The organism is Streptomyces sp. NPDC001843 (genome assembly GCF_042891955.1).
Lineage (GTDB): Bacteria > Actinomycetota > Actinomycetes > Streptomycetales > Streptomycetaceae > Streptomyces.
On record NZ_JBIATQ010000007.1, the window covers coordinates 95,255 to 117,716 of the forward strand.

A 22,462-nucleotide genomic window follows, 5' to 3' on the forward strand; every position below is an offset into this window, starting at 1 on the left:
GGCTGGCTTGCCGGTTGTTCATGAGGACGTGCCCGGAGCCTAAATGGTTCATGCCTCGAAGGGAACGTGATGTGTACTTCACTCCAACGAGGGATCGAACAAGTATGCGAGTCTGGACTAGGCTGAGTTCCCGGCGAGGGTGGCGGTACAACGGCTCTACCAGGCCTCGGTACCCTCGGAGCGGCGACCGAAGCCGGGCCCTTACCCAGACCGGGCCCAACTGAAATTCAGCGAGGAGCGAACCGCGTGACCGCCGAGACGTCCGTGCCGTCCACAGCACTGCTCGCAGGAGCAGACCGGGACGGCTCCAACTACACCGCGCGGCACTTGCTCGTCCTTGAGGGCCTCGAAGCCGTGCGCAAGCGCCCTGGTATGTACATCGGCTCGACCGACAGTCGTGGCCTGATGCACTGCCTGTGGGAGATCATCGACAACTCCGTGGACGAGGCCCTCGGTGGTTACTGCGACCACATCGAGGTGATCCTCCACGATGACAGCTCGGTGGAGGTCCGGGACAACGGCCGCGGCATCCCCGTGGACGTCGAGCCCAAGACGGGCCTTTCGGGCGTCGAGGTCGTCATGACCAAGCTGCACGCGGGCGGCAAGTTCGGCGGGGGCTCGTACGCGGCCTCCGGCGGTCTGCACGGCGTCGGCGCCTCCGTGGTGAACGCGCTCTCCGCCCGCCTGGACGTCGAGGTCGACCGCGCCGGTCACACCCACGCCATCAGCTTCCGGCGCGGTGTCCCGGGTGCCTTCGCGGGCAACGGCGCGGACGCCAGGTTCGAGGCCAAGGGCGGCCTGCGCAAGGCCAAGAAGATCCCCAAGACCCGCACCGGCACGCGCGTGCGGTACTGGGCCGACCGGCAGATCTTCCTCAAGGACGCGAAGCTCGCGCTGGAGACGCTGCACCAGCGCGCCCGCCAGACCGCGTTCCTGGTGCCCGGCCTGACCATCGTCGTCCGCGACGAGTACGGCCTGGGCGAGGGGGGCAGCAAGGGCGAGGAGTCGTTCCGCTTCGACGGCGGCATCAGCGAGTTCTGCGAGTACCTGGCCACCGACAAGCCGGTGTGCGACGTACTCCGCCTCACCGGTCAGGGCACCTTCAAGGAGACCGTCCCGGTCCTGGACGACCACGGCCAGATGACCCCCACCGAGGTCACCCGGGAACTCGGTGTGGATGTGGCGCTGCGCTGGGGCACCGGCTACGACACGACGCTCAAGTCGTTCGTCAACATCATCGCCACCCCCAAGGGCGGCACCCACGTCGCCGGCTTCGAGCAGGCCGTCACCAAGACGATGAACGAGGTGCTGCGCGCCAAGAAGCTGCTGCGCGTCGCCGAGGACGACATCGTCAAGGACGACGCCCTCGAGGGCCTCACCGCGGTCGTCACCGTGCGTCTGGCCGAGCCGCAGTTCGAGGGCCAGACCAAGGAAGTCCTCGGTACCTCGGCGGCCCGTCGCATCGTGAACAACGTGGTCAGCAAGGAACTCAAGGCGTTCCTGACCTCCACCAAGCGCGACGCCGCCGCCCAGGCCCGGGTGGTCCTGGAGAAGGCGGTCGCCGCCGCCCGTACGCGCATCGCTGCCCGCCAGCACAAGGACGCCCAGCGCCGGAAGACGGCCCTGGAGTCCTCTTCGCTGCCCGCCAAGCTCGCCGACTGCCGCAGCGACGACGTGGACCGCAGCGAACTGTTCATCGTCGAGGGCGACTCAGCGCTCGGTACGGCGAAGCTCGCCCGGAACTCCGAGTTCCAGGCGCTGCTGCCGATCCGGGGCAAGATCCTCAACGTGCAGAAGTCATCCGTGACCGACATGCTGAAGAACGCCGAGTGCGGCGCGATCATCCAGGTCATAGGGGCGGGGTCGGGCCGGACGTTCGACCTCGACGCGGCTCGCTACGGCAAGATCATCATGATGACCGACGCCGACGTGGACGGTTCCCACATCCGCTGCCTGCTCCTGACGCTCTTCCAGCGCTACATGAGGCCGATGGTCGAGGCCGGCCGGGTGTTCGCCGCGGTACCGCCGCTGCACCGCATCGAGCTCGTCCAGCCGAAGAAGGGCCAGGACAAGTACGTGTACACGTACTCGGACCGCGAGTTGCGTGACACGCTCATGGACCTGCAGAGCAAGGGCGTCCGGTACAAGGACTCCATCCAGCGCTACAAGGGTCTGGGCGAGATGGACGCCGACCAGCTCGCCGAGACGACGATGGACCCCCGCCACCGCACCCTGCGCCGGATCAACCTCTCGGACCTCGAGGCCGCCGAGCAGGTCTTCGATCTGCTGATGGGCAACGAGGTCGCCCCCCGCAAGGAGTTCATCTCCAGCTCGGCGGCGACGCTGGACCGGTCGCGGATCGACACGTAGGCGCCGTGCTCGGCTTGCCGCTCGGCTGCCGGCTCGGCTTCGGTCGGGCGGGCAGGGCACTCCGGGCGGGTTGAGCCGGGGTGCCGTGCGGGCCGGCGGGGCGTGCGGCCGGGATCGGCTGGGCAGTGGCGCCCGCTGAGCCGGTGCGGTGCGGTGCGGTGCGGTGCGGTGCGGTGGGGTGCGGTGCGGTGCGGTGGGGTGCGGTGGGGTGCGGTGGGGTGCGGTGCGGCTGGCGCGGTCGCGGTGTGGCTCCGACGCCCGGCGGCAACGCCCTGCCGCTGCCGCCCGGGCTGGCGACTGCCCGGCAATCGGGTTCGCCGGTGCTTCTCCACCCCTGGGTGGAGGCGACGGGGTGTGGCGGATCCACCTGCGATCCACCCCGGCTCCGATCTGCTGACCTGCGAATTTCCGTAGCGTCGAAGGCGTCGGCAGCGCTCGTTGCCGGCTCTCCCTTCCGCTCACGGAGGCTGTGATGCCCGGGCTCGTCAACGCGTTGGTGATCGTGGCCGTTGCCACGCTGGTGATCGTGCGCCAGTGCCGTGCCCGGGCGATCGACAGCGACCGACGGTGGTGGCTCATGCCCGTCGTCCTCGCGGCAGCGGCACTGCGCGAGCCCGGGATGGTCGATGCCCACCACCGCTGGGCATCCGTCCTGCTGCTCACCGTCGAACTGCTCATAGGCCTGGCCACCGGTGCCGGCTGGGCTTGGACCAGCCGCGTGTGGCGGGAGCCGGACGGGGTCGTGTGGAGCAGGAGCAGCAAGGCGAGCGTGGCCGTCTGGATCCTCGGTGTCGCCCTGCGCGCGGGTCTCTTCGGGCTCGGGGTGTTGCTGGGCGTCCACCAGGACAGCTCCGCTCTGCTCCTCGCCCTCGCGGGCACCCTGCTGGTGCGCTCCGCCATCCTGGCCTGGCGTGCTCAGTCCCTCCCCTCGGCGACCGGCCCGGCCGCGGCGTACGGTGACGCCATGCCGCGGCCCGCGTGGAAGGAGCGTGTGTGACGGACAACGCCTGGACACGCTGGCCCTCCCGCGAGGCGCTCGGCCGGGAAGGCGTCTCCGGACCGAGACGCATGCTCGCCTGGGCCGTCCGGCTGCTCGTCCTCGCCCTGCTGCTGTGGGGAGCCTTCGACGACCGTCACGTGCACGGGTGGGCGACGGTCGCGGCGGTGGGTGGCATCACCCTGGCCGGAGTACTCTCCTGGGCCTTCTTCCGCGCCACCTACCAGCACCGTCTGCTGACGTCGATGATCGTCGTCACGCTTCTGCTGGGGCTGGCGACCGTGGCTCAGGCGACCGGGTTCCGCGAGTCCGCCCTCGTCATATGGTGCGGCTGCGCTGTGAGCGCGCTGGAGCGGATGCCCCTCGGAGCGGCCCTGCCCGTCTCAGCTCTCGCCCTCACCGCCTTCTCCGCCGTCAACAACGACGCGTGGCTGACCACCGCGGCCACGGTCACGGGCATGGGCCTCGCCGGCTACGTCCTCCGGCTCGACGCCGAGGCCCGAGGCAACGCCCAGCGGCTGCTCGCCCAGGAGCGGGCCGCCCGGTCCGCGGAGGCGGAGTCCGCGGCACTGGCGGAGCGGGCCAGGATCGCGCGGGAGATCCACGACGTCCTGGCCCACAGTCTCTCCGCCCAGCTCGTGCATCTGGAGGCCGCCCGACTGCTGATCGAGCGGGGAGCGGACCAGGAGCAGATCCTCGAGCGGGTGGTGGCGGCGCGGGGAATGGCGCGTGACGGTCTGGCCGAGACCCGGCAGGCACTGTCCGCACTGCGCGGTGAGCTGACCCCGCTGGAGGACTTCCTGGCCGAGCTCGTCAGCGCGGCGGCCGGCGCGGAGGTCACCGTCACGGGTGATCGCAGACCGCTGCCCGCGGAGGCGTCCCAGGCCGTGCGCAGGGTCGCGCAGGAGGCGCTGACGAACGTGCGCAAGCACGCTTACGGGGCCAAGGTCCGGATCCGGCTGGAGTACGGCGAGCACGAAGTGACCCTGGACGTCAGGGACTCGGGCGGTGAGCCGGGGGAACTGACCGGCGCGGGCCAGCGATACGGTCTGCTGGGTATGCGGGAGCGTGCCGAACTGCTGGGCGGCTCGCTCGTGGCGGAGCCGGACGAGGAGGGGTTCGTGGTGACGCTGAAGGTACCCGTATGACGGAGGAGACCGGGAAGGTGTCGGCGCGGGTGATCGTCGTGGACGACCAGACCGTGGTCCGTGAGGGCATCGTGATGCTGCTCGGACTGCTGCCGGGCATCGAGGTCGTCGGGGCCGCGGGAGACGGCGAGGAGGCCGTGCGGCTGGTCGCGGAACTCGCGCCGGACGTCGTCCTGATGGACCTGCGGATGCCCCGCTGCGACGGCGTGGAGGCGACTCGGCGGATCCGGGCGGAGCACCCCGGGACCCAGGTCGTGGTGCTCACCACTTTCGCTGACGACGAGTCGCTCTTCCCGGCGCTGAGAGCAGGAGCACGCGGTTACCTCACCAAGGACGCGGGCGGCGACGAGATCGTCCGGGCCGTGGAGAGTGTGCTGTCGGGGCACGCGGGGCTGTCACCGCGAGTCCAACGGCGGCTGCTGGAACGGCTGTCGCAGCCCGAGCCACCCTCTGCACCCGAGGAGGCCCCGGACGGACTGACCGCTCGGGAGACCGAGGTGCTGGCTCTGATCGCGGAGGGGTTCAGCAATCAGGAGATCGCCCGCAAACTGCATGTCTCGACCGCGACGGTGAAGACACACATCAACAACCTCTTCGCCAAGGCGGGGCTCAAGGACCGTGCACAGGCCGTGCGTTACGCGTACGCGAAGGGACTGGCACGGCCACCAGCGGGTTGAGTCACCTGATGGGGTGAAGAGCCTGGCGAAGAACAGTCAGGGATCAGCCCGATCTGTCCATCCTTGGGCATGCAGCCAAACAACGGTCGTTACCGCCCAGACATGGGCGGTCCGGACAGGGCGGCCGAGAACCACGACGGTCACGGCACGGCCCCCCGCCACGCGGGGTACGAGGACCCCTGGTACGACGCGCTCGCCTCCGGGTGGGGCGAGCTGGACGGCACGGGCGTGCCCACTCCGGCCGCCGTGCCGGGTGCCCGCGCCGAGCGGCAGGGGCCGGAAGTCCGCGCCCGCGAGGTGTATCTGGAGGTGCAACGGAGTGCGACCTTCCAGGAGGTGCGTGGCCGGTACCGGAGGTTCGTGCTGCCCGGGGTCGTCCTCTTCCTCAGCTGGTACGTGGGGTACGTCGTGACGGCGACGGCCGCGCCCGGTCTGATGGCCAGGCCCGTGGTGGGCGCGGTGAACGTGGCGATGCTCGCCGGGCTCGGGCAGTTCCTCACGACCTTCCTGTTCACCTGGGCCTACTCCCGGCACGCGCGCCTGCGCAGGGACCGGGCGGCGCTGGACCTGCGCTGGGACACTCAGGAGCTGACGCGTGGCAGCAGGGGCGGTGCACTGTGACGGATCGCCATCAGACGCTGGCCTTCGGGCTGTTCATCGCGTTCGTGGTCGTCACCCTGGTGATCACGACGTGGGTGGGGCGCCACCGGCGAGGCTCCGCCGAGGAGTTCTATGTCGGAGGACGACTTTTCTCGCCCATGGAGAATGGTTTTGCCATCGCGGGTGACTATCTCTCGGCCGCCTCGTTCCTGGGCGTGGCCGGGCTGATCGCGCTGTTCGGCTACGACGGCCTGCTGTACGGGGTCGGCTTCCTGGTCGCCTGGCTGGTCGTGCTGTTCCTGGTCGCGGAACTGGTGCGCAACTGCGGCCGGTTCACCCTGGCCGACGTGATCGCCGCCCGGATGAGCGAGCGGCCGGTCCGGATCGCCGCGGGAACCTCCTCGGTCACCGTGTCCGTTCTGTATCTGGTGGCGCAGATGGTGGGTGCGGGCAGCCTGGTAGCGCTGCTGCTCGGTCGGACCGGCGCGGCGGCGCAGGCCTGGACCGTCGTCGGTGTCGGTGCGCTCATGGTGATCTATGTATCGCTGGGAGGGATGCGGGCCACCACCTGGATCCAGATCGTGAAGGCGGTCCTGATGCTCGGCGGCACTGTGGCGCTGACCGTGCTCGTCCTGGTGCGGTTCCACGGTGACTTCGACCGGCTGCTGGTCGCGGCCGCCGAGCGCAGCGGCCACGGGCGGGCCTTCCTGGCGCCCGGCCTGAAGTACGGCGGGGACTGGACCGCGCGCCTGGACTTCATCAGCCTGGGCCTCGCACTGGTCCTGGGCACGGCGGGTCTGCCGCACATCCTGGCGCGCTTCTACACGGTGCCGACCGCGCGGGCCGCGCGCCGTTCGACCGTCTGGGCGATCGGGCTGATCGGTGGCTTCTACCTGATGACGATCGTGCTCGGGTTCGGCGCGGCCGCGATCGTCGGGCCGGCGGAGCTGCGCAGTTCCAACGCGGCCGGGAACACGGCAGTGCCGTTGCTCGCCCTCGACCTCGGCGGAGGCCCGGACTCCACGGGGGGAACGGTCCTCTTCGCGGTCGTGGCAGCCGTCGCCTTCGCCACGATCCTCGCGGTGGTCGCCGGGATCACGCTCGCCTCGTCGGCGTCCGTGGCGCACGACCTGTACGCGACCCTGCGGCGCGGACGCGGCGAACCGCGCAGCGAGGTGGCCGTGGCACGGGTCGCGGCGGTCGGGATCGGGGTGGTCGCGATCGCGCTCGGTCTGCTGGCCCGCGACCTCAACGTCGCCTTCCTGGTGGGCCTCGCCTTCGCGGTGGCCGCGTCGGCGAACCTGCCGGTGCTGCTCTACTCGCTGTTCTGGCGTGGCTTCACCACGCGCGGCGCGGTGTGGGCCGTGTACGGCGGGCTGGTGCCGGCGCTGGTACTGGTCGCGCTGTCGCCGGTGCTGTCGGGCAGTCCGGGCTCCCTGTTCCCGGACGTCGACTTCCAGTACTTCCCGCTGCAGAACCCGGGCATCGTCTCCATCCCGCTCGGCTTCCTTGCCGGTTGGCTGGGCACGGTCACCTCGGACGAGGTACCTGACGAGGCCAAGTACGCGGAGACCGAGGTGCGGTCGTTGACCGGGGCCGGAGCCGTGTAGAGCGGGAGAGGGAGAGGGCGGAGCACCCGTCGCGGAGGTGAACCCTTACGGCGCCACCCACGCGTACCGGTGCTCCGGCCGGCCGGTGTCGCCGTACTTCAGGGAGAGGCGGAGCCGGCCGGCCTGTTCCAGGTGGCGCAGATAGCGCTGGGCGGTGGAGCGGCTCAGGCCGGTCTCGGCGGCGACCTCGTGGGCGGAGAGCGGGTGGTCGGCACGGTGCAGGACGCCGCAGATGAGGTCCGTGGTGGGCTCGGAATGGCCACTGGGCAGCCCCGGGGAGGCCGGTGCGGGCGCGGTCCGCAGCGCGCCGAAGATCCGGTCCACCTGTTCCTGGCCGGCCAGGCCGTGGCCACCGACCCGGTCGACCGTGCGGCGCAGCGCGGCGTAGGAGTCCAGGCGGGTGCGCAGCGCGGCGAAGGTGAACGGTTTGACCAGGTAGTGCAGTGCGCCCAGACGCATCGCCTTCTGCACCGTCGTCACGTCACCGGCCGCCGTGATCATGATGACGTCGGTGCCGTGTCCCTGCTCCCGCATGCGGTGCACCAGGTCGAGACCCGTCTGATCCGGCAGATAGTGGTCGAGCAGCACCAGGTCGATGGCTCCCCGTTCCACGGCGGCCAGCGCCTGGGCGGCGGAGTGCGCGCGGGCGGCCACCCGGAAGCCGGGAACCTTTCCCACGTACTTGGCGTTGATCTCGGCGACACGGAAGTCGTCGTCCACGACCAGGACGTCAATCATCAGGCCTCTCCTTCAAGGCCGGCGAGCGTTAAGCCCGTGTTTCGTGCTCCGCAGTTGTAACGCGAGCAAAATGAGCACAACAGGCTCTTGCGAGCAAAAGAATGGCTTGCGCTCAGAAGACTGATGCTGTGGCCCGGGCCACACCTACCGTCCCGGGCCATGAGCGCAGACACCAGCCCCGCCATCGAGCTACGGGGTGCGAGCAAGACCTTCAGGACCCCGTCGGGGGGGCTGCACACGGCCGTCCGTGACCTGGACCTCACCGTCGGGCGCGGTGAGTTCGTGGCCGTCGTAGGCCCCACCGGTTGCGGAAAGTCCACCACGCTGACCCTGGTCAGTGGCCTCGAGGAGCCCACCGAGGGCGATGTGCTGGTCGCCGGTGAGCCGGTGAAGGGCGTCGGCGACAAGGTCGGCTTCGTCTTCCAGCAGGACGCCACCTTCCCCTGGCGGACGGTGCTGTCCAACGTCATGGCCGGCCCCCGCTTCCGTGGCGTACCGAAGGCGGAGGCCAAGCAGAAGGCCCGCGAGTGGCTGGCCCGGGTCGGTCTCGCCGCCTTCGAGGACCGGTACCCCCACCAGCTGTCGGGCGGTCAGCGCAAGCGTGTCGCCCTCGCCGCCACCTTCGTCAACGACCCCGAGATCCTGCTGATGGACGAGCCGTTCTCGGCGCTCGACGTGCAGACCCGGGCGCTGATGTCGGACGAGCTGCTGGAGCTGTGGGAGGGCACGGGCGCCTCCGTCGTCTTCGTCACCCACGACCTGGAGGAGTCCATCGCGCTGGCCGACAAGGTGGTCGTGATGACCGCCGGGCCCGCGACCGTCAAGCAGGTCTTCGAGATCGACCTGCCGCGGCCGCGCAAGGTCGAGCAGGTACGCCTGGAGCCGCGGTTCATCGAGATCTACCGCGAGATCTGGGAGTCGCTCGGCGAAGAGGTCCGCATCACCCGCGAGAGGGGTGCCGCCAATGTCGCCTGAGGTCCTCAGCACGCCGGTCGTCGACACGGCGAAGGTTCCGGGCCGTGCGCAGTCGCGCGCCCAGGCCGCCCGCAGACGCAAGGTGGTCGTCAACGCCGCACGGGTGCTGGTCCTGGTGGCCGTCCTCGGTCTGTGGGAAGGGCTCTCCCGGTCCAAGATCATCGACCCGTTCAACTTCTCGATGCCCTCGCAGATCTGGGACCAGATCAGCACCTGGGTGATGCACGGAACGGCACAGGGCTCCCTGGGCGAGCAGATCTGGGCCACGCTGCAGGAGGCGCTGCTCGGCTGGGTCATCGGTGTCGTCGCCGGTGTGCTCTTCGGTATCGCCCTGGGGCGGATCGCCTTCCTCGCCGATGTGCTCGGCCCGTACGTGAAGGTGCTCAACTCCATTCCCAGGATCGTCCTGGCCCCGATCTTCGTGATCTGGTTCGGACTCGGCCCCGCCTCCAAGGTCGCGTCGGCCGTGGTGCTGGTGTTCTTCCCGGTGTTCTTCAACGCCTTCCAGGGCGCCCGTGAGGTCGACCACAACCTGGTCGCCAACGCCCGGATCCTCGGCGCCGGCGATCGCCGGGTGACGCTGCAGGTGGTCATCCCGTCCGCGACCTCCTGGATCTTCACCAGCCTGCACGTCAGCTTCGGCTTCGCCCTCATCGGCGCCATCGTCGGCGAGTACATCGGCGCCACCAAGGGCATCGGCCTGCTCGTCGCCCAGTCCCAGGGCACCTTCAACGCCGCCGGCGTCTACGCCGCGATGGTCATCCTCGCGGCCGTCGCACTCGTGGCCGAGGGCGCGCTGACCTTCGCCGAGCGCCGCATCTTCCGCTGGAAGCCGGCGAACTCCGGCCACTGAGTCCGGCCCGACCGGCACCGGCCCGAGCCCAAGCGCTCCAGGACACCCCCTCCCCCCCCCGCACCGCCCTCTCACAAGGACGTGAACCGCCATGCGCAAGACCGCCAGATACGCCTCGCTCGCCGTCTCCGGCCTGCTCGCCCTCTCCTCGCTCACCGCCTGCGCCAACGACGCGGCGAGCAGCACCTCCGCCGCCGGCAGCAAGGGCGACGGCAAGGGCACGAAGGTCAAGATCATGGTCGGCGGCCTGGACAAGGTCATCTATCTGCCGGCGATGCTCACCCAGCGGCTCGGCTACTTCGACTCCGAGGGCCTCGACGTGGAGCTGCTGAGCGAGCCCGCCGGTGTCCAGGCCGAGACCGCGCTCGTCTCCGGACAGGTCCAGGGTGCCGTCGGCTTCTACGACCACACCCTCGACCTGCAGACGAAGGGCAAGAGCGTGGAGTCCGTCGTGCAGTTCTCGCACGCGCCGGGTGAGGTGGAGGTCGTCTCCACCAAGAAGGCGGGCGACATCACCTCGCCCAAGGACTTCAAGGGCAAGAAGCTCGGCATCACCGGTCTCGGCTCCTCGACCGACTTCCTCACCAAATACCTCGCCGTCAAGAACGGCGTGAAGGTCAGCGACTTCAGCCCGATCGCCGTCGGTGCCGGACCGACGTTCATCTCGGCGCTTCAGCAGGGCTCGATCGACGCCGGTATGACGACCGATCCGACCGTCGCCACGATCCTGGACAAGAAGGCGGGCAAGGTCCTCCTCGACATGCGGACGCCCGAGGGCTCGCAGAAGGCGCTCGGCGGCCCGTACCCGTCGTCCAGCCTGTACATGCAGACGGACTGGGTGAACAGCCACAAGGACACCGTCCAGAAGCTGGCCAACGCGTTCGTCAAGACGCTCAAGTGGATGTCGACCCACAGCGCGTCCGAGATCGCGGCCAAGATGCCCGCCGACTACTCCCAGGGCAACAAGACGCTGTACGCCGAAGCCATCAAGAGCACCCTCCCGATGTTCACCGACGACGGCGTGATGCCCAAGGACGGCCCCGAGACGGTCGAGAAGGTCCTCAAGGCGTTCAACCCCAACATCAAGAACGCCAAGGTGGACCTGAGCAAGACCTACACGACCGAGTTCGTCGACAAGGCCGCCAAGTAGGCGGACCGACGGACCGTCCGACCCCGTCAGGCGCGGGTCGCCCACACGTAACGGTGTTCCGGGCGGCCCGCGTCGCCGTACTTGAGGGTCAGCCTGGCCCGGCCGGTGCGTTCCAGCAGCTTCAGATACCGCTGGGCGGTCTGCCGGCTCACCCCGGTACGGTCGGCGATCTCCTGGGCGGACAGCGGGCCCAAGGCGTTCATCAGGGCCTGACGCACCAGTTCGGCGGTGGTGGGGGAGTGCCCCTTGGGCAGCTCGGGCTCCGACGGCGCGGACAGCGCGCCGAAGATGCGGTCCACCTCGGCCTGTTCGGCCTCCCCACCGCCGTCCAGGGTGCGGCGCAGCCGCGCATAGGCCTCGAGCTTCGCCCGAAGGCCGGGGAAGGCGAACGGCTTCACCAGGTACTGCAGGGCCCCCTGCCGCATCGCGGCCTGTACGGTCGCCACGTCCCGGGCGGCCGTCACCATGATCACATCGGTCTGGTGACCCCGCCGGCGCATCTCCTGCACCACCGCCAGCCCTGTCTCGTCGGGCAGATAGTGGTCCATCAGGACCAGGTCGAGCCGTGGCAGCGTCTCCAGCCGGTGCAGCGCGTCAGCCGCGCTGTGCGCCTCCGCGGCCACATGGAAGCCCGGCACCTTCTCGACGTAGGCGGCGTTGACCCGGGCCACCCGTACGTCGTCGTCCACGACCAGGACCTCGATCATCGCGCCTCCTCCTCGTCGGCGGCCGGGCCGGATGCGGTGAGGGCCGGCTCCAGGCCCGCGTCCAGACCCGGCTCGGTCAGTGCCTCCGGCAGTACGACCGTGAACTCGGCGCCGCCGCCGTCCGCCTCGCTCACCGTGGCGCTCCCGCCCTGCCGCTCGGCGAACCGGCGGACCAGGGAGAGCCCGAGGCCACGCTTGCCGTGCGCCGGCGGCTTCTTGGTCGACCACCCGTCGGTGAAGACCAACTCCCGCTGCTCCTCCGGGATCCCCGGCCCGGTGTCGCGCACCCTGAGGACGGCCGTACGCCCCTCGGTGCGCAACTCGACCTCCACGCGCGCGTGCGGGGTCCCCCCGAGGGCGTCGAGCGCGTTGTCGACCAGGTTGCCCACGACCGTGACCAGCCCCCTCGGGTCGATCAGCCGGTCCGGCAGCCGGGTCCGGTCCGAGATCCACAGGGCCACCCCGCGCTCGGCCGCGACGGTCGCCTTGCCGACCAGCAGGGCGGCCAGCAGCGGATCCTTGATCTTCTCGGTGACCTGCTCCGCGGTGACCCGGTGGTCGCCGACCACCTCTCCCACGAACTCCACCGCGTCGTCGTACATCTCCAGCTCCAGCAGGCCCAGCAGCGTGTGCATGCGGTTGGCGTGCTCGTGGTCCTGGGCGCGCAGCGCGTCGATCAGGCCGCGCGTGGAGTCGAGTTCGCGGCCGAGCTGCTCCAGCTCGGTGCGGTCGCGCAGGGTGGCCACCGCGCCGCCGTCGTCGGTGGGCATGCGGTTGGCGACCAGCACCCGCTGGCCGCGCACGGTGAGCAGGTCGGTGCCGGTGACCCGGCCGGCCAGCACGTCGGCCGTACGGCCCGTGCCCAGCGCCTCGTCCAGCGACTGGCCCAGGGCTTCGTCACCGATGCCGAGCAGGCGCCGCGCCTCGTCGTTGAGCAGACGGATGCGGCCGGCGCGGTCGAGGGCGACGACGCCCTCCCGGATGCCGTGCAGCATCGCCTCGCGCTCGTCGAGCAGCGCCGATATGTCCGAGAAGGCCAGGTCCCGGGTCTGCCGCTGCACCCGGCGGGAGATCAGCCAGGCGGCCAGCGCGCCGACCGCGAGGGCGCCGCCCGCGTAGGCGAACAGCCCTGGTATCGCGCCGATCAGATTGGCGCGCACGCTGCTGTACTCGATGCCGACCGAGACCGCGCCGATGATCCGGTGGCGGGAGTCGTACAGCGGCACCTTGCCGCGCGCGGAGCGGCCCAGGGTGCCCTTGTCGATCTCCATGACCTCCTTGCCTTCCAGGGCGTCCTTCGGGGAGGTGGAGACCCGGCGGCCGATCTCGCTCGGGGTGGGGTGGGACCAGCGGATCCAGTGCCGGTCCAGGACCACGATGTACTCGGCGTGCGTGGCCCTGCGGATCCGCTCCGCCTCCTTCTGCACCGGGCCGTCGGCACTGGGCGGGGTGCTCAGGACTCCTTGGGCGATCTTCGGGTCCTGCGCCGTGGTCTCGGCGATGGCGAGCGCCCGGCGCATCGCCTCCTGGTCGAGCTGTTTGCTCAGCGGCGCCAGGAACAGCCCGGTGGCGAGCACCGCGACTCCCGCGGCGATCGCCACCTGCATCAGCAGCACCTGGGAGAAGACCCGCCGCGGCAGACCGAGGCGCCGGCGGCGTGCGGAGGGAGTGGGGCTCATACCCAAGACGGTACGTGGGCGGACGGGTGCTGCCGAAGGGGTGTGGCGTGGATCTCTTGACCAGTTCTTGGGGAAACCGTGAGGCCGCTTCCGGGGCCGCGCGGAGCGCTCAGCCCGCCAGTCCCGCCGCCGTCAGTTCCCGCACCGCCACCACGTCCATCCGGGCCGGTGAGCCGAACACGGAGGTGCCGCAGCTCTCCGGACGGTGCGGCAGGGAGGCGCCCTGGGCCACGGTCACCCGCCAGTGGCGGCCGTCGGCATGGGCGACGGTCACCTCCCAGCGTGGAGCGGCGCCCTGAGTCCGTACGACGCTCAGCGCGTCCGCCGCGTACTCGCCCGTCGCCGAGCGCACGGCCAGCTCGGCCGCCTGGCCGGGCCGCTCCCAGGCGGACCGCCCTCGGCACCCCTCGACCACCACACGGCCTTCCTGGGCGGCGTGCAGGACCTCCTTGACGGCGTGGGTCTCGGCCCGGCCGTAGGCGTATCCGTACGGCAGCACGAGCACGGTCGGTGAGAAGCGATGGCCACCCAGATGAGTGACCTCCCACGCGCCCCGCACACCGGACGAGGCGAGTTCGGCCGCGAGGGGGCGGCCGAGGAGGGCGCAGCAGCGGTCGCGTTTGCCGTTGGTGCAGACGAGGGCGAGCGGACCGTCCTCGTGCGGCCGGCCGCCGAGCGCCGCGCCGAAGCTGCGGTGGTCACCGGCGCCCAGGGCGGCGAAGTCGAGACCGAGCAGCTCTCGCGGATCACGGGTGGTGGCGTGGTGCAGCCACCCTTCTCCGGGGACCGTGTGGGCCACGTACACCTGGCGCACGGCAGGTGTCCCGGGGTCGGCGTGCCGGCCGGGGCGGCGGATGAGCGCGATCCGGACGCCCGTGCCCTCGGCGGCGGCCTCAAGGGCGCGGCCAAGCGCGGGGTCCAGGTGGCTCGAAGTGAGCGCCTTGGCACCCCACGGGCCGGACTGTTCCAGCAGCAGCCATGTCGTCGCCGTGGCCGCGGTACCGGACACGGGCTCCTCGAGGTTCCGGGAGACGGTCGCACACCTACTCACACAGGTGAGCCTAACCTGACTTTGCTGCAAGTGACTTCCGGCCGCCCCGTGCGGCTACCCGGGCAGGGGCTGGGGAGGCGGCGGACCGACGTAGTGGCCGCTCGGGCGCATGCGCAGCGGGCGCTCCCCGTACTCCTCCAGCGCGTGCGCGATCCAGCCGGCGGTCCGGGCGACGGCGAAGATCGTCTCTCCGGCGGTGGCGGGCATGCCGGTGGCCACGGTGAGCACGGCGAGGGCCAGGTCCACGTTGGCGTGCAGCGGGGTGTGGCGGGCGGTGGTGGCGACGATGTCCCGGGCCGCGAGGAGCGCGGACTCGGCGCGCGGGACCTGCTCCAGGAGGCCGAACAGGACACGCGCGCGTGGGTCCTCACCCGTGTAGAGCCGGTGGCCCAGTCCGGGGATGCGGCGCCCGGCCCGGAGTTCGTCGGCGATGACCGGTACGGCGGTGCCCTGGTCCAGTACGTCGAGCAGCAGCCGGTGGGCCAGGCCGCTGGCGGCGCCGTGCAGCGGGCCCTCGATGACCCCGAGCCCGGTGGAGACGGCCGCATACGGGTGCGCACGGGCGGAGGCGGCCACCCGCACGGCGAGCGTGGAGGCGGCGAGGTCGTGGTCGGCGAGCAGGGCGAGCGCCGTGTCCAGGACGCGCAGGGACGCCTCGTCGGCCTCGTGACCGGTCAGCCGGCTCCACAGCCGGCGGGCGAGCGGACCGTCGTCCGGCCGGGCGGCGGAGGGTCGCTGGGGCAGGGCCGCGACGAGGGTCGGGATGAGCACGCGCGCGGTGCCGAGCACGGCCTCCTCCGACAGGTCGAAGCGCATCGGGTCCTCGGCGGCGGCGGCGATGGCCGCGACCCGCAGCAGGTCGACGGGGGAGGTGTGCTCCGGCAGTGACCGCACCGCGCGGCGGGCGACGGCGACGGCCTGTTCGGGGGCCGCGAACGTGACGCCGGGACGCATCCGCCCCGTCCACAGCCACTCGGCGACCTCCTCGTAGGAGTGACGCGTGGCGAGTTCGGTGGCGTCGACCCCCCGGAAGAAGTACCGGTCCTTGTCGATCAGGGTGATCCGGGTCCGAACGGACAGTTCGCCCCCGGCCCCCGTACTGACGCCGCCCTCCCGCCTGTTGCGCCGGGCGAGCGCCGCCACCTCCTCCGCGTCGAAGGTACTGCCGCGGCCCCCCGGTGCCCGCCTGCTGCTGAGTTGACCGCGGCTGACGTACGCGTACACGGTCTCGGGCTTCACCCCGAGCAGCTCGGCGGTCTCCCTGGTGCTCAGCCGACGCTCCGCACGGCCGGAAGCGGGGTCTTGATCGCGCATGGAAGCCACGGTATCCGCCCCCTGAGCATTGATTCAATCAATATTGACACAGATGAATCAATCATCGATCGTCGGATCAAGACCAGGGAGGAAGAGACATGTCCGACAACAGGGCCGCAGCCACCGTCGTCGACGTGCCGCGTGGACTCGCGGGCGTCGTCGTCACCGACACCCGGATCGGTGACGTGCGGGGGCTTGAGGGCTTCTACAACTACCGCCAGTACTCCGCCGTCGACCTCGCTCGGACGCGCGGATTCGAGGACGTCTGGCATCTCCTGGTCCACGGCGAACTGCCGGACGCCGGGCGCGGCGCCGCCTTCGCCGCCGAGACCGCGGTGCTGCGCCGGCTGCCCGACGAGGTGCGCACGGCGCTGCCCGCTCTTGCGGCGGCGAGCCGCGCCTCCGGTCCGCTGGCCGGGGTGCGCACGGCACTGTCGCTCCTCGGCGCGGCGAAGGGGTTCCGCCCGGTGTACGACATTGACGCCGACCAGCGTCGCGCGGACACCGTCACCGCCTGCGCGGCCGTGCCCACCCTGCTCACGGCCCTCCACCGGCTCGGACGGGGGCTGGAGCCGGTGGACCCGCGGGAGGACCTCTCCTATGCGGCGAACTACCTCTACATGCTGACGGGTTCGGAACCGGACCCGCGGCGGGCCCGCGCGATCGAGCAGTACTTGATCTCAACCATTGATCACGGCTTCAACGCGTCAACCTTCACGGCCAGGGTCATCGCGTCGACCGGCGCGGATGTGGCGGCCTGCCTGGTGGGTGCCGTCGGAGCGCTGTCGGGGCCGCTGCACGGGGGTGCGCCGAGCCGTGCCCTAGACGCTCTGGACGCGATCGGGACGCCGGACCGGATCGACCCCTGGATCCGGGAGCGGGTCCTCGCGGGGGACCGCGTCATGGGCTTCGGGCACGCTGTCTACCGCACGGAGGACCCCCGTTCGCGGATGCTGCGCGACATCGCCCTGGGCTTCGGCGGGCCGCGCGTCGACTTCGCCGTCGAGGTCGAGCGCAGGGTCGAGGCGATCCTCGCCGAGCTGAAGCCCGGGCGTGAACTCCACACGAACGTCGAGTTCTACGCGGGCGTGGTCATGGAACTGTGCGGGCTGCCGCGCGAGATGTTCACGCCCACCTTCGCGGCCGGCCGGGTGGTGGGCTGGAGCGCCAACGTCCTGGAACAGGCGGCGGACTCGAAAATCATCCGTCCGGCGGCCCGGTACGTCGGACCCCGGGCGCCCGTCGCGGTGCCGACGGTGGCCTGAGGTCCGAGCGACAAGAGCTGCCCCCGGGGAGACCTCTGCCCGCCACCCGTCGCTCGCCCAAGTCACCGGGTGTCGTGGTGATCGGGCTCCCCGGTCGCCGTGCTGCTACGCGTCGGGGATGTCCGCTTTCGCGCGGACGAGGGTGTCGCGGCTGATCACCACGATCCGCTCGTAATCGGCACGAGCGGCGTCGGCGGGCAACTCGGCGTCCAACGCCGCCGTGCGGTCCGTCCCGATCACGGCGAAGTTCCCGTCCTGCAGTTCAAAGATGTCCGGGCAGGACTGCCCGGTCACGCTCCCTCTCTCACGAGGTGAGGTACCAATGCGGCGCACGATCTTCAAGTCGATCCCGGTCCTTGCTTGGGTCGGTCAATTGCTGGCCTCCTGCCGGCCGCCCGGAGAGGGGTGGGCCCCGGGGGCGGCAGCGGTCGGGCCTGCTGCGACGGCGGGTGTGCTCCAGTGCAGGCGACGCACAACCTAGCCTGACGAGATCGCGCGTGGGGCCAGACTCGTAGCCTGGGCGAGTGACATGGGTGCATCGCGCTGACCCGGCGCTGACACCATACGGTCCTGAGCGACGTGGGCCCCGACGTGTCAGTCCGCGGGGGAGTCGCCCACGACCCACCACTCGTCCGTGTCCGCCTCGTCCAGCTCCAGCAGCAACTCGTCCACCATCCGGCCGATCTCGGCTTCCTCGGAGTCGTCCCGCAGGCTCGCCCGGTGCGGCCGGGTGGCTTCCCAGTAGGCGCGCATGACGGGGTTCTGGAAGAGCATGCGGATGTGCCCACGCAGCTCACCACGGGTCAGCAGTCCCGTGCGGTAGCCGTTCAGCGCGTGCACGTAGAGGGCGTTGGCGAACAGGTACTGCTTCTGGGCCTGCGGGGAGAGGTCGGCCTCATAGGTGTCCAGCACGAGGAGCAGTTCCTGGTCCTCCATCGCCGCCCGCAGAAGCTGCCGGTGATCGCGCTGGTACTCGACGAGGTCCATGCGCCACCCGGCCCGTCGGCGCTGCTCCTCCAGGGCGTCCAGGCGCCGCAGCAGCTCGGTGTGCGCGCGGACGAGTGCCTCGACGGCCCGGCGGTGTGCCAGGAAGGAAGCCACGGTTCCGGTGACCGAAAGCGCGAGGGCCGCGGCCGCGGCGCAGCCGAGCCTCCGTATCCCAGTCCTCTGTGTGGCCATGTCAACCCCCGAATCAGGCAGCCGTACGCCGGTCGTCGGGATGCGGGTCGACTGCCGGGACTGGGTCGACTGGAGGGGACCGGCGAGCGGTGGGCGGCGCTTGCCGTCTCCCAGAGTGCCGAGCGGCTCTGATCGGCGGGGAGGCGGAGAGGCGGCGCACGGAGGGAAGTGGGGTCGCACACCTCGGCGCCATGCCCGACGTCTGCCCCGCGGAACCTGCTGACAATCGTTCACTTCGCGGTGTTTCCGACCACTCGTATCCTGGGTCGGCATTCCGTCCCCGTACCGTGCGCCGGGCCGTGAGCCGGTGCGCGCGTCCGCGTGAGAGAGGCCGCACGTTGGAGCACAGCCGCAGTCCGCAGCAGATCCCGGTCGTCGTACTCGCCGGTTTCCTCGGCTCCGGGAAGACCACGCTCCTCAACCACCTCCTGCACCACAGCGGAGGCAGCCGCATCGGGGCGATCGTCAACGACTTCGGGGCCATCGAGATCGACGCCATGGCGGTCGCGGGAGCGCTCGGCGACTCCACCGTCTCGCTCGGCAACGGATGCCTGTGCTGTGCCGTCGACGCGAGCGAACTCGACGTCTACCTGGAGCGGCTCGCGGGCCCCGCCACCGGCATCGACGTCATCGTCATCGAGGCCAGCGGACTCGCCGAACCCCAGGAACTCGTCCGGATGGTGCTGGCCAGCGAGCATCCCGGGATCGTCTACGGCGGGCTGGTCGAGGTCGTCGACGCCGCGGAGTTCGACGACACGCGCGCGAAGCACCCCGGGATCGACCGGCATCTCTCCCTCGCCGATCTCGTGGTGGTCAACAAGCTCGACCGGGCCGCGGACGGCGAGCACGTCCTCGGCCTGGTGCGCTCCCTCACCGACCGCGCAGCCGCCGTCCCCGCCACCTACGGCCGCATCGACCCCGGGTTCCTCTTCGACTGCCGGCCGAGCGAGGAACGCGTGGGCCAGCTGTCCTTCGACGACCTGCACGCCCACGAGGACGGCGACGACCACACCGGTCATCTGCACACCGGGTACGACAGCCTGTCCTTCGTCAGCGAACTCCCCCTCGACCCACGCCGGCTGATGGCCTTCCTCGACAGCCGGCCCGAGGGGCTCTACCGGATCAAGGGGTACGTCGACTTCGGCCCGTACGACACCCGCAACCGCTACGCCGTGCACGCCGTAGGCCGCTTCCTGCGGTTCTACCCGGAGCCCTGGAGCCCCGCCGACGCCCGCCTGACCCAGCTCGTCCTCATCGGCAGCGGCATCGACGCGCCCACCCTCCGCAAGGAACTCGAGGCGTGCGGGAACGACGCCCCGCACGCCGACGAGCACGCCATGTGGGGCATCCTGCGCTACGTACCCGACCCCGAGGGCCCGAAGGCCCCCGAGGACCCGCCGGCCTAGATCACCGCTCCCGCCACCACCGACACCGTCTTCGGCAGCGAGACACCCGAACCGTCCCGGCGCGGGTCCGGCTCCGGGAGCTCGACCGGGGTGCCGTCCTTCTGTGCCGCCCGCGCGGGGGCCGGTCCCGCCCACGCGAGGGACAGGCAGTCCTCGCCCTTCAGGAACCGCTGGCAGCGCACGCCGCCGGTGGCCCGGCCCTTGCGCGGGTACTGGTCGAACGGGGTGAGCTTGGCCGTGGTCTGCACGGAGTCGTCCAGCGTGCCGCGCGAGCCCGCCACCGTGAAGACCACCGCGTCCACCGCCGGGTCGACGGCGGTGAAGGAGATCACCTTGGCGCCCTCGGCGAGCTTGATGCCCGCCATGCCACCGGCCGGACGGCCCTGCGGTCGGACGATGGACGCCTGGAAGCGCAGTAGCTGAGCGTCGTCTGTCACGAACACCAGGTCCTCCTCGCCGGTGCGCAGCTCCACCGCGCCGACGATCCGGTCCCCGTCCCGCAGCGTGATGACCTCCAACTCCTCCTTGTTGGACGGATAGTCGGGCACCACGCGCTTGACCACACCCTGCGCCGTGCCCAGCGCGAGGCCAGGGGACGACTCGTCCAGCGTGGTCAGGCACACCACCGTCTCGTCGTCCTCCAGGGAGACGAACTCCGCCAGCGGAGCGCCCCCGGACAGGTTCGGCACCGTCGCCGTGTCGGGCAGTTGCGGCAGGTCGACCACGTTGATCCGCAGCAGCCGGCCGGCCGACGTCACCGCGCCCACCTCACCGCGCGCGGTGGCCGGGACCGCCGAGACGATCACGTCGTGCTTGGCGCGCCGGGCGTCGGCGTCCTCGGCGAAGGGCTCGCTGTTCGCCGTACGGGCCAACAGACCCGTCGAGGACAGCAGCACCCGGCACGGGTCGTCCGCCACCTGCAGCGGGACCGTCGCCACCGGGGTGCCCGCGGACTGCAGCAGGACCGTGCGCCGGTCGGTGCCGAACTTCTTGGCCACCGCCGCCAGTTCGGTCGAGACCAGCTTGCGCAGCTCGGCGTCCGACTCCAGGATCCGGGTCAGCTCCTCGATCTCCGCGCCCAGCCGGTCCTTCTCCGCCTCCAGCTCGATGCGGTCGTACCTGGTCAGGCGCCGCAGCGGTGTGTCCAGGATGTACTGGGTCTGGACCTCGCTCAGCGAGAAGTGCTCCATCAGGCGCTCCTTCGCCTGCGCGGAGTTCTCGCTGGAGCGGATCAGCCGGATGACCTCGTCGATGTCAACCAGGGCCGTGAGCAGGCCCTCCACCAGGTGCAGGCGGTCGCGGCGCTTGCCGCGGCGGAACTCGCTGCGCCGCCGCACGACGTCGAAGCGGTGGTCGAGGTAGACCTCCAGCAGCTCCTTCAGGCCCAGGGTGAGCGGCTGGCCGTCGACCAGGCAGACGTTGTTGATACCGAAGGACTCCTCCATCGGCGTCAGCTTGTACAGCTGCTCCAGGACGGCCTCCGGGACGAAGCCGTTCTTGATCTCGATGACCAGGCGCAGGCCGTGCTCGCGGTCGGTGAGGTCCTTGACGTCGGCGATGCCCTGCAGCTTCTTCGAACCGACCAGGTCCTTGATCTTGGCGATCACCTTCTCCGGGCCGACGGTGAAGGGCAGCTCCGTCACGACCAGGCCCTTGCGGCGCGCGGTGACGGTCTCCACCGCCACCGTGGCGCGGATCTTGAAGGTGCCGCGGCCCGTCTCGTACGCGTCCCGGACGCCGTCCAGGCCGACGATCCGGCCGCCGGTGGGCAGGTCGGGGCCCGGGACGTGCCGCATCAGGGCGTCGAGGTCGGCGTTCGGGTGCCTGATCAGATGGCGGGCGGCCGCGACGACCTCGCGCAGGTTGTGCGGCGGCATGTTGGTGGCCATGCCGACCGCGATCCCGGAGGCGCCGTTGACCAGCAGGTTCGGGAAGGCGGCGGGGAGGGCGAGCGGCTCCCGCTCCTGGCCGTCGTAGTTGGGGACGAAGTCGACCGTGTCCTCGTCGATCGACTCGGTCATCAGGCTGGTCGCCGCGGCCATCCGGCACTCGGTGTACCGCATGGCGGCCGGCGGGTCGTCGTTGCCCAGCGAGCCGAAGTTGCCGTGGCCGTCCACCAGGGGCACGCGCATGGAGAAGGGCTGCGCCATGCGCACCAGCGCGTCGTAGATCGACGCGTCGCCGTGCGGGTGGAGCTTGCCCATGACGTCGCCGACGACGCGGGCGCACTTCACGTACCCGCGCTCGGGACGCAGGCCCATCTCGTTCATCTGGTAGACGATGCGGCGGTGCACGGGCTTGAGTCCGTCGCGGGCGTCCGGCAGGGCACGCGAGTAGATGACCGAGTACGCGTACTCGAGGTAGGAGCCACGCATCTCGTCCACGACGTCGATGTCGAGGATCCTCTCCTCGTACGAGTCGTCGGGCGGCGGGGTCTTCGTGCTGCGGCGGGCCATCGCTGCCGGCTCCTCTTTTCTGGTCGCTCGCCTACGGGTCGCTCACCCTTCGGCTCGCTCTTGCTGAAGCGATTGACGGGATATGACGCTGACCATTGTGGACCGCGGCACTGACAGCGCGGGCCGTGACCCGGTGCCGGGCGGTCCGGTCCGGCCACCGGGGGAGTACCGGACAGGCCCCGTCCGCGGCAGGGCTGCCCGCAGGCTACGCGATCCGCTGTCGGCGTACGTCTCGCGGGAACTTCGCCCGGCGTGCGCACGCTTGCATATGGTGGCAGGACCGGCAG

Annotated in this window: 19 protein-coding genes; 11 read left to right on the forward strand and 8 right to left on the reverse strand. The window is 70.8% G+C overall.

Translation table 11 applies throughout. The annotated features are described in order from the left end of the window. The first annotated feature begins 246 nt into the window (after window positions 1-246). The 6 genes from ACFYZQ_RS19125 (at window position 247) to ACFYZQ_RS19150 (ending at window position 7,402) form a co-directional block, all read left to right on the forward strand. Entirely contained in the window at window positions 247-2,370 is a 2,124-nt protein-coding gene (locus ACFYZQ_RS19125; RefSeq protein WP_389148699.1) for a type IIA DNA topoisomerase subunit B, read from the forward strand. A 472-nt stretch (window positions 2,371-2,842) separates the two neighbouring features. Further along, window positions 2,843-3,367: a DUF1453 domain-containing protein gene (locus tag ACFYZQ_RS19130; protein WP_389148702.1), complete on the forward strand. Its 525-nt coding sequence runs from the start codon at window positions 2,843-2,845 to the stop codon at window positions 3,365-3,367. Further along, a complete protein-coding gene (locus ACFYZQ_RS19135) occupies window positions 3,364-4,515 on the forward strand; it encodes a sensor histidine kinase (protein ID WP_389148705.1) in 1,152 nt (383 codons plus the stop codon). Before ACFYZQ_RS19130 ends, ACFYZQ_RS19135 begins: the two co-directional genes overlap by 4 nt. Next, complete coding sequence (locus ACFYZQ_RS19140) at window positions 4,512-5,192, forward strand: response regulator (RefSeq protein ID WP_389148708.1); 681 nt, start codon at window positions 4,512-4,514, stop codon at window positions 5,190-5,192. Before ACFYZQ_RS19135 ends, ACFYZQ_RS19140 begins: the two co-directional genes overlap by 4 nt. A gap of 69 nt (window positions 5,193-5,261) precedes the next feature. Further along, a complete protein-coding gene (locus tag ACFYZQ_RS19145) occupies window positions 5,262-5,813 on the forward strand; it encodes a DUF485 domain-containing protein (RefSeq protein WP_389148711.1) in 552 nt (183 codons plus the stop codon). Then, window positions 5,810-7,402 carry a cation acetate symporter gene (locus tag ACFYZQ_RS19150; RefSeq protein ID WP_389148714.1) on the forward strand — a complete coding sequence of 531 codons (1,593 nt, stop codon included), beginning with the start codon at window positions 5,810-5,812 and terminating at the stop codon, window positions 7,400-7,402. Before ACFYZQ_RS19145 ends, ACFYZQ_RS19150 begins: the two co-directional genes overlap by 4 nt. Window positions 7,403-7,447: 45 nt before the next feature. Here the strand turns inward: ACFYZQ_RS19150 and ACFYZQ_RS19155 are convergent, their stop codons facing one another. Next, window positions 7,448-8,140: a response regulator gene (locus ACFYZQ_RS19155; protein WP_388799606.1), complete on the reverse strand. Its 693-nt coding sequence runs from the start codon at window positions 8,138-8,140 to the stop codon at window positions 7,448-7,450. Between the two features lie 159 nt (window positions 8,141-8,299). On the opposite strand from ACFYZQ_RS19155, the gene ACFYZQ_RS19160 reads away from it, so the two are divergent. The 3 genes from ACFYZQ_RS19160 (at window position 8,300) to ACFYZQ_RS19170 (ending at window position 11,118) form a co-directional block, all read left to right on the forward strand. Further along, complete coding sequence (locus ACFYZQ_RS19160; RefSeq protein ID WP_389148717.1) at window positions 8,300-9,115, forward strand: ABC transporter ATP-binding protein; 816 nt, start codon at window positions 8,300-8,302, stop codon at window positions 9,113-9,115. Next, window positions 9,105-9,968 (forward strand): ABC transporter permease, encoded by an 864-nt coding sequence (locus tag ACFYZQ_RS19165; RefSeq protein WP_389148720.1) that lies wholly within the window; start codon window positions 9,105-9,107, stop codon window positions 9,966-9,968. The genes ACFYZQ_RS19160 and ACFYZQ_RS19165 overlap by 11 nt, the downstream gene beginning before the upstream one ends. Window positions 9,969-10,059: 91 nt before the next feature. Further along, window positions 10,060-11,118 carry an ABC transporter substrate-binding protein gene (locus ACFYZQ_RS19170; protein WP_389148724.1) on the forward strand — a complete coding sequence of 353 codons (1,059 nt, stop codon included), beginning with the start codon at window positions 10,060-10,062 and terminating at the stop codon, window positions 11,116-11,118. A gap of 26 nt (window positions 11,119-11,144) precedes the next feature. Here ACFYZQ_RS19170 and ACFYZQ_RS19175 read toward each other — a convergent pair whose 3' ends face one another. From ACFYZQ_RS19175 to ACFYZQ_RS19190, 4 genes are all read right to left on the reverse strand, one after another. Then, window positions 11,145-11,825 (reverse strand): response regulator, encoded by a 681-nt coding sequence (locus tag ACFYZQ_RS19175; protein WP_389148727.1) that lies wholly within the window; start codon window positions 11,823-11,825, stop codon window positions 11,145-11,147. Beyond that, the gene (locus ACFYZQ_RS19180) at window positions 11,822-13,504 is read right to left on the reverse strand and encodes an ATP-binding protein (RefSeq protein ID WP_389148730.1); all 1,683 of its coding nucleotides are present in this window, start codon (window positions 13,502-13,504) and stop codon (window positions 11,822-11,824) included. Before ACFYZQ_RS19180 ends, ACFYZQ_RS19175 begins: the two co-directional genes overlap by 4 nt. 109 nt (window positions 13,505-13,613) lie before the next feature. Then, a complete protein-coding gene (locus ACFYZQ_RS19185) occupies window positions 13,614-14,555 on the reverse strand; it encodes a sucrase ferredoxin (protein WP_389148733.1) in 942 nt (313 codons plus the stop codon). Window positions 14,556-14,609: 54 nt separating this feature from the next. After that, window positions 14,610-15,869: a citrate synthase family protein gene (locus tag ACFYZQ_RS19190; protein ID WP_389148736.1), complete on the reverse strand. Its 1,260-nt coding sequence runs from the start codon at window positions 15,867-15,869 to the stop codon at window positions 14,610-14,612. Window positions 15,870-15,967: 98 nt separating this feature from the next. Between ACFYZQ_RS19190 and ACFYZQ_RS19195 the strand changes: the two genes are divergently transcribed. After that, entirely contained in the window at window positions 15,968-17,134 is a 1,167-nt protein-coding gene (locus tag ACFYZQ_RS19195) for a citrate synthase (protein WP_389148738.1), read from the forward strand. A gap of 105 nt (window positions 17,135-17,239) precedes the next feature. Here ACFYZQ_RS19195 and ACFYZQ_RS19200 read toward each other — a convergent pair whose 3' ends face one another. Both ACFYZQ_RS19200 and ACFYZQ_RS19205 read right to left on the reverse strand, forming a co-directional pair. Next, window positions 17,240-17,476, reverse strand: coding sequence for a hypothetical protein (locus ACFYZQ_RS19200; protein WP_389148741.1), 237 nt, complete (start codon window positions 17,474-17,476; stop codon window positions 17,240-17,242). A gap of 252 nt (window positions 17,477-17,728) precedes the next feature. Next, on the reverse strand, window positions 17,729-18,313 hold the full coding sequence (locus ACFYZQ_RS19205) for a DUF6082 family protein (RefSeq protein ID WP_389148744.1): 585 nt from the start codon (window positions 18,311-18,313) through the stop codon (window positions 17,729-17,731). 338 nt (window positions 18,314-18,651) lie between these two features. Between ACFYZQ_RS19205 and ACFYZQ_RS19210 the strand changes: the two genes are divergently transcribed. Continuing rightward, entirely contained in the window at window positions 18,652-19,719 is a 1,068-nt protein-coding gene (locus tag ACFYZQ_RS19210; RefSeq protein WP_389148746.1) for a CobW family GTP-binding protein, read from the forward strand. Here the strand turns inward: ACFYZQ_RS19210 and ACFYZQ_RS19215 are convergent. Further along, on the reverse strand, window positions 19,716-22,175 hold the full coding sequence (locus tag ACFYZQ_RS19215) for a DNA topoisomerase (ATP-hydrolyzing) subunit A (protein ID WP_389148749.1): 2,460 nt from the start codon (window positions 22,173-22,175) through the stop codon (window positions 19,716-19,718). The genes ACFYZQ_RS19210 and ACFYZQ_RS19215 overlap by 4 nt on opposite strands. Window positions 22,176-22,462: the final 287 nt, after the last annotated feature.

What these genes read in the sequence shown, in the direction of transcription:
- ACFYZQ_RS19130 (WP_389148702.1), top strand. Translation starts at nt 2,843, where the DNA reads ATGCCCGGGCTCGTCAACGCGTTGGTGATCGTGGCCGTTGCCACGCTG.
- ACFYZQ_RS19140 (WP_389148708.1), top strand. Translation starts at nt 4,512, where the DNA reads ATGACGGAGGAGACCGGGAAGGTGTCGGCGCGGGTGATCGTCGTGGAC.
- ACFYZQ_RS19145 (WP_389148711.1), top strand. Translation starts at nt 5,262, where the DNA reads ATGCAGCCAAACAACGGTCGTTACCGCCCAGACATGGGCGGTCCGGAC.
- ACFYZQ_RS19155 (WP_388799606.1), bottom strand. Translation starts at nt 8,140, where the DNA reads ATGATTGACGTCCTGGTCGTGGACGACGACTTCCGTGTCGCCGAGATC.
- ACFYZQ_RS19160 (WP_389148717.1), top strand. Translation starts at nt 8,300, where the DNA reads ATGAGCGCAGACACCAGCCCCGCCATCGAGCTACGGGGTGCGAGCAAG.
- ACFYZQ_RS19165 (WP_389148720.1), top strand. Translation starts at nt 9,105, where the DNA reads ATGTCGCCTGAGGTCCTCAGCACGCCGGTCGTCGACACGGCGAAGGTT.
- ACFYZQ_RS19170 (WP_389148724.1), top strand. Translation starts at nt 10,060, where the DNA reads ATGCGCAAGACCGCCAGATACGCCTCGCTCGCCGTCTCCGGCCTGCTC.
- ACFYZQ_RS19175 (WP_389148727.1), bottom strand. Translation starts at nt 11,825, where the DNA reads ATGATCGAGGTCCTGGTCGTGGACGACGACGTACGGGTGGCCCGGGTC.
- ACFYZQ_RS19180 (WP_389148730.1), bottom strand. Translation starts at nt 13,504, where the DNA reads ATGAGCCCCACTCCCTCCGCACGCCGCCGGCGCCTCGGTCTGCCGCGG.
- ACFYZQ_RS19190 (WP_389148736.1), bottom strand. Translation starts at nt 15,869, where the DNA reads ATGCGCGATCAAGACCCCGCTTCCGGCCGTGCGGAGCGTCGGCTGAGC.
- ACFYZQ_RS19195 (WP_389148738.1), top strand. Translation starts at nt 15,968, where the DNA reads ATGTCCGACAACAGGGCCGCAGCCACCGTCGTCGACGTGCCGCGTGGA.
- ACFYZQ_RS19205 (WP_389148744.1), bottom strand. Translation starts at nt 18,313, where the DNA reads ATGGCCACACAGAGGACTGGGATACGGAGGCTCGGCTGCGCCGCGGCC.
- ACFYZQ_RS19215 (WP_389148749.1), bottom strand. Translation starts at nt 22,175, where the DNA reads ATGGCCCGCCGCAGCACGAAGACCCCGCCGCCCGACGACTCGTACGAG.